Annotated in this window: 9 protein-coding genes and 1 tRNA gene; 5 read left to right on the forward strand and 5 right to left on the reverse strand. The window is 60.7% G+C overall.

Annotated features, from left to right (window positions below; all coding sequences use genetic code 11):
* From EN925_RS08550 to EN925_RS08565, 4 genes are all read right to left on the reverse strand, one after another.
* The coding region (locus EN925_RS08550) for a hypothetical protein (RefSeq protein ID WP_164894160.1) at window positions 1-473 on the reverse strand (473 nt) is incomplete at its 3' end.
* A 431-nt stretch (window positions 474-904) separates the two neighbouring features.
* The gene (locus EN925_RS08555) at window positions 905-2635 is read right to left on the reverse strand and encodes a DUF6538 domain-containing protein (RefSeq protein ID WP_081714266.1); all 1731 of its coding nucleotides are present in this window, start codon (window positions 2633-2635) and stop codon (window positions 905-907) included.
* Window positions 2636-2721: 86 nt separating this feature from the next.
* Window positions 2722-2797: transfer RNA gene (locus EN925_RS08560), tRNA-Phe, on the reverse strand.
* A 319-nt stretch (window positions 2798-3116) separates the two neighbouring features.
* Entirely contained in the window at window positions 3117-4010 is an 894-nt protein-coding gene (locus tag EN925_RS08565) for a helix-turn-helix domain-containing protein (protein WP_024504770.1), read from the reverse strand.
* 85 nt (window positions 4011-4095) lie between these two features.
* Here EN925_RS08565 and EN925_RS08570 point away from each other — a divergent pair, with 85 nt between their 5' ends.
* The 5 genes from EN925_RS08570 (at window position 4096) to EN925_RS08590 (ending at window position 10434) form a co-directional block, all read left to right on the forward strand.
* Window positions 4096-5367 (forward strand): extracellular solute-binding protein, encoded by a 1272-nt coding sequence (locus EN925_RS08570; protein WP_127368060.1) that lies wholly within the window; start codon window positions 4096-4098, stop codon window positions 5365-5367.
* Between the two features lie 207 nt (window positions 5368-5574).
* Window positions 5575-6435, forward strand: a complete 861-nt coding sequence (locus EN925_RS08575) for a sugar ABC transporter permease (RefSeq protein WP_013530184.1) — start codon at window positions 5575-5577, stop codon at window positions 6433-6435.
* Window positions 6432-7268, forward strand: a complete 837-nt coding sequence (locus EN925_RS08580) for a carbohydrate ABC transporter permease (RefSeq protein ID WP_013530185.1) — start codon at window positions 6432-6434, stop codon at window positions 7266-7268. The genes EN925_RS08575 and EN925_RS08580 overlap by 4 nt, the downstream gene beginning before the upstream one ends.
* A gap of 8 nt (window positions 7269-7276) precedes the next feature.
* Entirely contained in the window at window positions 7277-8371 is a 1095-nt protein-coding gene (ugpC, locus tag EN925_RS08585) for a sn-glycerol-3-phosphate ABC transporter ATP-binding protein UgpC (protein WP_127384500.1), read from the forward strand.
* Window positions 8372-8406: 35 nt separating this feature from the next.
* Complete coding sequence (locus EN925_RS08590) at window positions 8407-10434, forward strand: aldo/keto reductase (protein ID WP_128336458.1); 2028 nt, start codon at window positions 8407-8409, stop codon at window positions 10432-10434.
* Between the two features lie 27 nt (window positions 10435-10461).
* Here EN925_RS08590 and EN925_RS08595 read toward each other — a convergent pair.
* Window positions 10462-10755 (reverse strand): helix-turn-helix transcriptional regulator (locus EN925_RS08595; RefSeq protein ID WP_164894161.1); only part of this gene is annotated, 294 nt, incomplete at its 5' end.

The following is a 10755-nucleotide window of genomic DNA, read 5'->3' on the forward strand; positions in this document are numbered from 1 at the left end:
GCCCTGTAAGCCTTCTCGATGCCTCCTCGCTGCTTTAGCCAGTCGGGTATTTCGCTGTGTGGAATCTCGGCCTCCCACGCGTCAAGCAGCGCAAACTTCAGCTTTGAAGCCTTTTGTCGTCCGGTTCTGCTTCCAAGGCCGCAGACTATGCGAAGCACGTACTCCAGAGCCCTCTCGGGCTCATTGATTTTGGGTCGATCGGCGACATCGTTCCAATCGAGCCTATGACAGAAATCGCTCCAAGTGTCGGGATCTTTGCGCATGACCGACGCCAAATAATAGCCATCGGCGAGGTATTCGCGATAATGCTGGCGATACTGCGTTGCTAGAGTAGCGAGGCTGTTGCTTAGGGTGTCCAATGCGCCGTTGATGGCACCTTGGTTGTTCAGCAAGTCTTCGATTGGTGGGCACCTATCTTTTGATTCGAGCGCAACCGGTAGCTTCCGTTCTGGTGAATTTCCTTTGGCGCTCATTGCGCACCTCCGGCGTTCACGACCGTAAATTCCTTGGACAACGCGACAGCGTCCAAGATTGCACAAGCTAGATCGCAAGGCATTTTTCTACTCCGCAAAAAGCGGGATCGATGGAGATGGAAAAACAACGAATCCAGCAGCACCGACCCCAGATTGATCTGTGGTGATTTGGCCGAGCTGAACCGCAAAATCTGCGGCGAAGTCCGTGAGCTTCTTGGCTCTCCAAAGGAGAACTCGGCGCTCGGCCGATGGCTGCTGCCATTCGTCTAGTTGGGGAAATAGGCAGTCACTTGGTTATTCGCAAGGGTGGCTACAAGGTAAATTGCAATTGCTTGGTCCCGTCACACCGCCGACGGAATGCGCAAAGCTGCTGGAAGTGCCCACAAGGGGAGCGAACGCGCGTCAAACTACACCAGAAAGAAAATGGCTTATCACTGTGGCCGCGACGCTAAATTCTGATTTGCGTCAACAAGTGAATAGAAGGGTAGCTTGGCAAGCTGCTCGGCCATCGTTTTGAGTGTGACCTCGCCGTAAGTGTCGGCAACCGTCCGAGCTGCCTGACCTTGGATTGCGTCGAGGATGCGCGGAGGAATACCGGCTTCCATGCCAATTGTTTTGAAGCGGTGCCGCCAGCCGTGGTTCGGCGCCACATTTGGGTCTGGCACGAAGGTCCGCCCAAACTCGGCGAGCCGGTTCTTCAAGCCTCGCAGAGCCCCTCGGACGTTTTCAGACGAATCGACGTTCAAGAAGAGGTGGCCGCTTGTAGCCTCTTGTACAAAAGCAGGGAATCCAAGGTCTATCACCTGCTGATGGAGAGGTACCTCGCGGGCTTCATTAGTCTTAACTGTTCCGGCCTCAGGGGTGATGCGAATGACCCAGAAGTCGCCGCGCAGGGATACATCCTGCTTCCGCAACTGGGCCAATTCGCCTACGCGAGCTCCTGTGAATGCACACAACCATGGTACCCAACGCTTCGCCGCAAATGTCTTCGGATTTTCCTGCCCTCGCTGATGAGATAGCGCGCCAGAAAGGATCGTCTTCGCCTCTTCATCAGAAAAGCCCTTCGATCTATGGCGAGCAGGCTTTCCGACCTTCAAGGTCACACCGACAGCCGGGTTATGAGCGACAAGTCCGTTGGCGACCCCCCAGCCGAAGACGACTTTCAGAGCCGACAGATTGCTATCCTTAACCGTTTTGGCGGAAATCATCTTTCCAGTTTTCGGCGAGGGTGTGCTCAGTCGGTGATCTTTGAAGGCAATGACATCCTTAGCCGTGACCGTCGATGCGTCGTTGTGTTTCAAGAAACGAGCAAGATAGGCAAAGGCGTCTCTATAGCTTTCATAGGTGCTCGGTTTTCTGCCTGCTGCCTTGCTCTCCTTCCACCAACCGTCAACGAGGCCGGTCAACGTCGCTGCGTCGGAGTTCCCAGCCGTCGCCTTGTAGGACTGACCGTCTGCTGCCTGAGTATTTGCCGAACGAGGAAGGCGCCCGGGCTGCTCTCCTAGCTCAAACTCCCCGCGTTCGAGCCTTTGTAGCGTCAAGCTAGCTCGCTGCAGAGCAGCCCCAACAGCTCGTGCTGTCTTGTGAATGCTCCAAGGATCATCGCTGTAGCCATTGTCAGCTAGGATGGCCTCAGCCCTGCTAATGCATCTGGCCCTCATCGATTTCCAAAAGACATTCTCAATTGGCATTGTCCCCGGGATGGGATCAGCGATGCCTTCCACTCCAGCGACTGGATCAGTTGATGGCAACGGATACTTTTCCCACATGCCCTCGTACAGGTCGGTGTGCCAGTGGAGCTGTTCACTCGGATTGTCGTAGAATTTCGCAAGCCACTCATCGTGCACCGCCGTGGCAAGAAGATGCGCCTCACGGTCCGTAATGAGGCGCGGTGTGAGGGAATCTGCACCAGCAGGGGCAGGACCACCCCAGCTGCTTCCATTGACCGAGCCGTTTCCTAGCCGAAGCTGCGCCCACTCACGTTCGTACTCCGCAAGGACTTCCGCGAATTTTCGCTTTGCCTCTTCGGGGTCCTTCGTTCCGAGCGTCTTGTTGACTTCTCGGCGGCCGGTCAACAAGGCGATATCGGCTGGCATCCGCTTTCGGAACCAGTAAACGCCGGTCTTACGATGTTTTGTTGGACGGCTCATAGCTAGGACCATGTGTAACACCTGTGTGTAGCACTCGGGTAGCCCTAAGCAGTTAGTTTTGCTGGTTTTTCAGCTGTGTCAACACCTTGCGAGGGTGATGGTGCCCAGAGGCGGATTCGAACCACCGACACGCGGATTTTCAGTCCGCTGCTCTACCAACTGAGCTATCTGGGCCTGTTCCGGCAAACGAAAACTCGCAGGCCGGAATTCATCGAGGCGCCGTGGGCGCCCCTTGAAAGCGCGTGGGTTATAGCACGGGAATTCGGCCTGTCCAGCGCCTAGGTGGCAATTTCAGGCAGGAAAAGCGATGCCGTGCGGCGCCCCGGTTTCCATGCCGCTTGCGGGCCGGAATGGCGCACGGCATGGCACTATCCGGCCTTCGCCATTCTTGTCCGTGCCGCTATTGCAGGCTGAAACGCCGTGACATGTCTTTTAGCCGGCGGTCGAGGTGCAGCAATGCTCGCGGCACTGGGCGCCCGCAAGTCGCCATCGCCTATCTGGCGCCGGTCACGCCGCGGCGAAAATCGGAAGGCGACATGCCGGCGAGCTTGCGGAACGACTTGTTGAAGGCGCTGAGCGAGCCGAAACCCGAATCCATGGCGACGCGCAGCACATTGGCGTCCTGATGCATCAAAAGCGCCTGCGCATAGCTCAGCCGCAACAGGTTCACATACTCGTTGAGCGTCATGCCGGTGGATTTCTTGAACAGGCTCATGGCGTATTTGGGATGGATGTCGGCGGCCGCGGCGATGTTCACGCAATCGATGTCATAGAGGAAGTTTTCGGCGATGAAATCGCACATGCGTCCGACATTCCGCGACGATTGCTGGTCAAAGGGGCTGCCTGTTTCCTGGTCGGTCGGAGTTGCGGATACCAGCCGATAGGGCTCGAACCGCACTCGCTCCAGCCGCAGCAGCAATTCGTTGACGGCATGTTCGGCCTTGGCCTGGTCGCCGGACCGGGCGTAGCGGTTCCAGCGCTCGAAATTATGGTTGTCGGACTGGTCGGTGGCTGATGTCACCAGTGTTGCGCCCGTCATCAGCCGGTGCCTTATGTCCGTGGGCAGGTGCAGCCGGAAGAAATGCACCAGCGGCAGATGCGCTCCGGCATAGATGGCGTCGTCGGACAAATCGTCCATCTGGTGCGGCAGGCCACCCCAGAACAGGCACATCTCGCCGGCCGAAAGCGAAATCTCGTGGTCGTTCATGCGGTAATGCACGCTGCCGCGCACGATGAAATTAACCTCGACCTGGGCGTGCCAATGCGGCTTGAGCATCACCAACGGATTGGTGTGAAACATCTGCAGGAGCAGCGGCAGGCCTTCCACGCTGCTGGCCCCAGGCTGGTAGAACGGCCGTTCAGGCATCTTACTTTCCGCCAATTTCATATTCCCTTTGACGGCGACAGGCCTTGCCCGGTGCATAGTCTAGCCACGCTCACAGTGAGAGAGCAAATGAAATGGGAGGATTTCAATGCGCATCACAATGACCTGCGCCGCGCTCGCGCTTGCCCTGGGCTCAGCCCCGGCCTTCGCGCAATCCGGCGAAATCACCATCTGGAGCTGGAATGTCGCGGCTTCATCGCTGAAAGCGACCATTGCCGGCTTCAACAAGCAATTTCCCGACGTCAAGGTCACGGTCCAGGATCTCGGCAACCAGCCGACTTACGACAAGTCGATCGCCGGCTGCGCCGCCGGCGGCGTCGGGCTGCCTGATGTCGTCACCATCGAGAACGGCGAGGCCGAGAATTACTGGAGCCAGTTCCCCGACTGCTTCGTCGACCTGCATACGCTCGGTTACACAGCCGACGACCAGAAAAAATTCCCCGATTTCAAGCGCACCGAGTTGGAAGTGGGCGATAAGGCCTACGCGATGCCGTGGGATTCCGGCCCGGTGGCCGCCTTTTATCGCCGCGACTTCTACGAAAAGGCCGGCGTCGATCCGGCTTCGATCAAGACCTGGGACGATTTCATCGCCGCCGGCAAGAAAATCCAGGCCGCCAATCCTGGCGTCTCGATGACCAATGCCGATTTCAACGGCGACTCGGAATTGTTCCGCATGATCTCCAACGAACAGGGCTGCGCCTATTTCTCCGAGGACGGACAGTCGATCACGGTCAACCAGCCCAAATGCATCGATGCCATGACCAAGGTCAAGGAGATGAAGGACGCCGGCATCATCTCGTCGGCCGACTGGGGCACCAAGATCACCAACAACACCGCCGGCACCGTCGCCACCCAGATCTATGGCGGCTGGTATGAGGGCACCATTCGCACCGAATCTGCCGGCGAAAACGGCAAATGGGGCGTCTATCTGATGCCGAGCCTCACCGCCGACGGGCCGCGCGCCGCCAATCTCGGCGGGTCCTCGCTGGCCATCACCTCGGCTTCCAAGAACAAGGAGGCTGCCTACGCCTATCTGAAATACACGCTCGGAACCAATGAAGGCCAGATCACGATGCTGAAGGAGTTCGGCCTGGTACCGTCCCTGGTCTCGGCGCTCGACGATCCCTATGTCGCGCAAGTCCTGTCTTACTGGGGCGGCCAGGCGGTATGGAAGGACATTCTCGGCACCTTGCCGAAGGTTGTTCCGAGCCGCGGCACGCAGTTCCAGAGCGACGCCGAAATCATCGTCCGCGCCGTGCAGACCAAGTATCTGGCCGGCGGCTATCCTGACGCCAAGGCGGCGCTCGACGATGCCGCAAGCCAGATCGCGGCGGCGACCGGACTGCCCGTCAAATCTTGATTGCCGCTTCTCCTTCTCCCCTTGTGGGAGAAGGTGGATCGGCGCGATAGCGCCGAGACGGATGACGGGTGCTCCAGCGGAGTGAGACGTTGGCATTCCCTGGAACACCCCCTCATCCGTCGCCTTCGGCGACACCTTCTCCCACAAGGGGAGAAGGGAAGACCCAGGCGACGGCGTGAAACAACAAGCGGTAGAAGGAGGAGCAAGATGCGCAATCGTAACGCCACGGCCTATCGCTTCCTCACGCCCTATCTGCTGATCTTCGCGATCTTCTGGGTGTGGCCGATCATCAGCTCCTTCATGATCTCCTTCCAGGCGACGCGCACCGTGCCGTGGCGGTTCGCGCCGAGCTTCAACTGGGGCCGGTTGATCGGCGATCCGGCCTTCTTCAACGCCCTGAAGAACACGCTGCTCATCCTGGTCATCCAGGTGCCGGTGATGATCTCGCTGGCGCTCGTCATGGCGGTGCTTTTGAACTCGCCGCTCTTGAAGGCGCGTGGCCTCTACCGCTTCGCCTTCTTCGCCCCGGTCGTGGTCGGCGAGGTTGCCTATTCGGCGGTGTTCCGGCTGATGTTCAACCTCGATTTCGGCATCATCAACAAGCTCCTGAACAGCGTCGGCCTGCCCAAGATCGACTGGTTCTCCAACGTCACGCCGGCGATGGCGCTGATCATGATCGCGGTGACCTGGCGCTGGGCCGGTTACAACGCCATCATCCTGCTCGCCGGCATGCAGTCCATTCCCGAAGACGTCTACGAGGCGGCGACGCTCGACCGCGTCAGCAAGCTCAAGCAGTTCTTCTATATCACCCTGCCGCTGCTGAAGCCGGTCATCGTGTTCTGTCTCGTGCTGTCGATCATCGGCACCATGCAGCTGTTCACCGAGCCCTTCCTGATCACCGAGCGCGGCGGGCCGGGCGGCGGCACGGAGACGCTTGGCCTGCTGCTTTACCGCCAGGGCTTTCGGTCGCTCAACTTCGGCTACGCCTCGGCCGTCGCCTACACCATGGCCGGGCTGGCGATCGCCATCACGCTGGCGCAGCTGTGGCTGACGAGGGAACCGAAATGAGTTCGCGCTCCTCCGCCAGGCTGGGACGCAGCATCGCTCTGCATCTGTTCCTGACGCCGCTGGCGCTGATCTGGCTGTTTCCGCTGTGGATGATGGTGGTGTTCTCGACCATGCCCGACAACGGCATCTTCAGCCCCGGCATCGAGCTTTTGCCGCACGGCAATTTCATCGACAATTTCAACAATCTGCAGCGTGACACGAACTTCGTCGGCGCCATCGGCATTTCGGTCTCGGTGGCGGTGACCTACACCATCCTGTCGGTGCTGCTGACGTCGATGGCCGGCTGGGCGCTGGCCCGCTACCAGTTCTTCGGCAAGGGCGCGGTTGTCGCCATCATACTGGGCACCATAACGCTGCCCTATGCGGTCGTGCTGATCCCGCAGTTCATCATGGTGGCGCGCGACTTCAAGCTCGCCAACACCTGGGTGGCGCTGATCGTTCCGCCGCTGTTCAATTCGCTCGGCGTGCTGTTCATGCGGCAGAGTTTTTCGATGATGCCGGACGACCTCTTCGATGCGGCGCGCGTCGAGGGCGTGAAGGAGTGGCGCATCTTCCTCTTTGTCGCGCTGCCTTTGGCGCGGCCGATGCTGGCCGCACTCGCCATCATCCTGTTCCTCGCCTCCTGGAACAATTATCTGTGGCCGCTTTTGATCAACAGCCAGCCCGGTTCGATGACGGCGCCGGTGGCGCTCGGCACGCTGATCGGCCTCACCAAGGTGTCATGGGGCGGCATCATGGCGGGCGCTGTAATGCTGACGGTGCCGATGCTGGTCGTCTTCGTGCTGCTGCAGCGCCATTTCATCGCCGGCATTGCCGCCGGCGCGGTCAAGTAAGGGGCAGCATGGCAACGGTCACGCTCACCAATGTCGTCAAGCGCTTCGGCGTCTTCGAGGTCGTCCATGGCGCCAGCATGGACATCAAGGACGGCGAGTTCGTCGTCTTCGTCGGCCCCTCCGGCTGCGGAAAATCGACGCTGCTCAGGATGATCGCCGGGCTCGAGGACATCAGCGGCGGCGAGATCGCCATCGGCGGCAAGGTGGTCAATGATGTCGAGGCGGCCGACCGCGGCATCGCCATGGTGTTCCAGTCCTACGCGCTGTATCCGCATATGAGCGTCGAACAGAACCTCTCTTTCGGCCTGCGCATGACCGGCAATCCAAAAGCCGACACCGAACGGCGGGTGAAGCGGGCGGCCGAGATCCTGCGCATCAGCGAACTGATGGACAGACGCCCGAAAAAACTCTCAGGCGGTCAGCGCCAGCGCGTCGCCATCGGCCGCGCCATCGTGCGCGAACCGCAGGTGTTCCTGTTCGATGAGCCGCTCTCCAATCTCGACGCCGAATTGCGCGTCCAGATGCGCGTCGAGATCTCCCGGCTCCATAAGGAACTGGGCACGACAATGATCTATGTCACCCACGACCAGACCGAGGCGATGACGCTCGCCGACAGGATCGTCGTGATGCGCGCCGGCCATATCGAGCAGATCGGCCGGCCACTCGATCTCTACGACAACCCCGACAATCAGTTCGTCGCCGGCTTTGTCGGCTCGCCGAAGATGAATTTCATCAAAGGCCGGGTTGTCGGGCACGATGCACCTGGCGTCGTGGTCGAACTGGCGGGCCAGGAGAAGACCCGCATCACGCAACCGCTGACTGGCACTGCGCCCGAAATCGGCGGCCCAAAAATCGGCAGCAAGGTCATTGTCGGTGTGCGGCCTGAACATTTCGGCAATGCCGGAGAAGGCGACGCCGACCTTGTGGTTGCCATCGACGTGATCGAGCACCTGGGCGGCACAAGTTTCCTCTATGCCAGAACGGCCAACGGGGACGACGTGGTGATCCAGCGCGACGCGGCAAAGGTCCCTGACACGTCCGCGATCACCGTTTCCATCCGCAAATCCTACCTGTTCGACGAAAAAGGACTGCGGCTGCGCTGACCGCCAGCCCTTTCCAGCCTTCAAGGAGAATGACAATGACCGCAACCACGCCCATTCGCTGGGGCATTCTCGGCCCGGGCAGCATCGCCCAGTCCTTTGCCGGTGGCGTGGCCGCTTCGGACACCGGCAAGCTGGTCGCCATCGGCGCACGCAATCCCGCCAAGCCGGGGCTTGCCGAGCGTTTTCCCGGTGCCCGTATCCTCGACGGCTACGACGCGCTGCTCGCCGACCCCGACATCGACGCCGTCTACATTTCGATACCGCATCCAGGCCATGCGCAATGGGCGATCAAGGCGGCCGAGGCCGGAAAGCATGTGCTGTGCGAAAAGCCGCTGGCGCTGACCGCCTTCGAGGCCGACGCCATGATGCATGCCGCGCGCAAGGCCGGCACATTCCTCGGCGAAGCCTTCATGTACCGGTTGCACCCGCAGACCAAGAAGCTGGTGGAGCTGATCAGGTCCGGCGTCATAGGCGAGATCAGGATGATCAAGTCGAGCTTCGGTTTCGCCATGCCGGGCTTCATGCCGCAGCACCGGCTCTATGCCAACGATCTCGCCGGCGGCGGTATTCTCGATGTCGGCGGCTATCCCGTCTCGATGGTCCGGCTGATTGCCGGTGCGGCCGTCGGAAAGCCCTTCAGCGAGCCAGACAAGGTGGTCGGCACCGCCCATCTGGGCCAGTCCGGCGTCGACGAATGGGCCTCCGCGCTGCTGCATTTCCCCGGTGGCATTGTCGCTGAAGTCTCCTGCAGCATCTCGCTCAGCCAGGACAATGTCCTGCGCATCCTGGGCACTAAGGGCCGCATCGAAGTGCCGGACTTCTGGTTCGCCGGCGGCAACCGCGATGTCGGTCTCGGCCGGATAGACGTCATCGCCTCCGATGGTACGCGCCAGACCATCAGCGTCGACGAGAAGCGCCATGTCTATTCCTTCGAGGTCGACGCAGCCGGCGAGGCGATCCTCGCCGGCGGCCAAGAATTCGCCTGGCCGGGCATGGCGTGGGCGGAAAGCCTCGGCACCTTGCGTGTGCTGGACAAATGGCGGGCGGCAGCCGGCCTCGAATACGGGATCGAGAAGGCCGAGCAACGCACCAACACCATCTCCGGCCGGCCGCTGCTGTCCGGCGGCACGGCGGTCGCCAAGCGCACCATTCCTGGCCTGTCGAAGCCGGCATCGGTGGTGGCGCTCGGCTTCGAGGATTTCCGTACGTTTTCCTCAGGTTCGATCCTGCTCGATGCCTTTTTCGAGGCCGGCGGCAATCTCTTCGATACCGGCTATGTCTATGGCGGCGGCTATACCGAGAAGCTGCTTGGCGAATGGTTGAAAAACCGTGGCGTGCGCGCGCAATCGGTGGTCATCGCCAAGGGCGCCCACTCGCCGCTGTGCTATCCTGATGTGATCGGCAAGCAGCTCGACCAGACGCTCGAACGCCTGCAGACCGATCATGTCGATGTCTACTTCATGCACCGCGACAATCCGGATGTGCCGGTCGGCGAATTCGTCGATGCAATGGATCGCGAGGTCAAGGCCGGCCGCATCCGCGGCCCGTTCGGCGGTTCGAACTGGACGATGGAACGCATGGATGAGGCAATTGCCTACGCCGAATGCACCGGCAAGCAAAAGCCCGGTGCGCTGTCCAACAATTTCTCGCTGGCCGAAATGCTGGAGCCGATCTGGGCTGGCTGCGTCACGTCCTCCACGGATGCGTGGAAGGCCTGGCTGACATCCAGGAAGATGCCGAATTTCGCCTGGTCGAGCCAGGGGCGCGGCTTCTTCACCGATCGGGCGGGTCGCGACAAGCAAGACAATGAGGAGCTGGTGCGGGTCTGGTACTCCGAGCGGAATTTCGGCCGCCGCGACCGGGCGATCGAACTTGCCGCGAGACTGGGCAAGAGCCCAATCCATATTGCGCTGGCCTATGTGCTCGCTCAGCCCTTCCCCTCCATCCCGCTGATCGGGCCACGCACGTTGGATGAACTGGACGACAGCCTGCGCGCTCTCGACATCACGCTTTCGCAAGCCGATCTCGAATGGCTGGACGGCGGCAGCCTGCGCGCTGCCTAGTTGGCTGCCTGTTTAACCGTGGCGGCGTCAGGTCTCGTCATCGAACGCCCTGACGCCGCGCCTGGCCGGAGTCCGCAAATTCGCGTACATGCCTGTGGTGCGGAACTGGCTCGGTGTGATGCCGTAGCAGCGGCGGAAGACCTTTGAAAAATAGTTCGCTTCCTCGAAGCCGCACAGGATGGCGACTTCCTTCACCGGCAAAAAATCCGCTTTGGTCAGCAGCTTCGCCGCGCGTTGCAGGCGCTGCTGCAGCACGAACTCGGCCGGAGGCAGGCCTTCGCTCTCGGCGAAACAGCGTGAGAAATGGGCTCGGCTGAGGCC

The sequence above is a fragment of the Mesorhizobium sp. M7A.F.Ca.US.006.04.2.1 genome, assembly GCF_004022915.1.
Lineage (GTDB): Bacteria > Pseudomonadota > Alphaproteobacteria > Rhizobiales > Rhizobiaceae > Mesorhizobium > Mesorhizobium ciceri.

What these genes read in the sequence shown, in the direction of transcription:
- EN925_RS08555 (WP_081714266.1), bottom strand. Translation starts at nt 2,635, where the DNA reads ATGGTCCTAGCTATGAGCCGTCCAACAAAACATCGTAAGACCGGCGTT.
- EN925_RS08565 (WP_024504770.1), bottom strand. Translation starts at nt 4,010, where the DNA reads ATGAAATTGGCGGAAAGTAAGATGCCTGAACGGCCGTTCTACCAGCCT.
- EN925_RS08570 (WP_127368060.1), top strand. Translation starts at nt 4,096, where the DNA reads ATGCGCATCACAATGACCTGCGCCGCGCTCGCGCTTGCCCTGGGCTCA.
- EN925_RS08575 (WP_013530184.1), top strand. Translation starts at nt 5,575, where the DNA reads ATGCGCAATCGTAACGCCACGGCCTATCGCTTCCTCACGCCCTATCTG.
- EN925_RS08580 (WP_013530185.1), top strand. Translation starts at nt 6,432, where the DNA reads ATGAGTTCGCGCTCCTCCGCCAGGCTGGGACGCAGCATCGCTCTGCAT.
- ugpC (WP_127384500.1), top strand. Translation starts at nt 7,277, where the DNA reads ATGGCAACGGTCACGCTCACCAATGTCGTCAAGCGCTTCGGCGTCTTC.
- EN925_RS08590 (WP_128336458.1), top strand. Translation starts at nt 8,407, where the DNA reads ATGACCGCAACCACGCCCATTCGCTGGGGCATTCTCGGCCCGGGCAGC.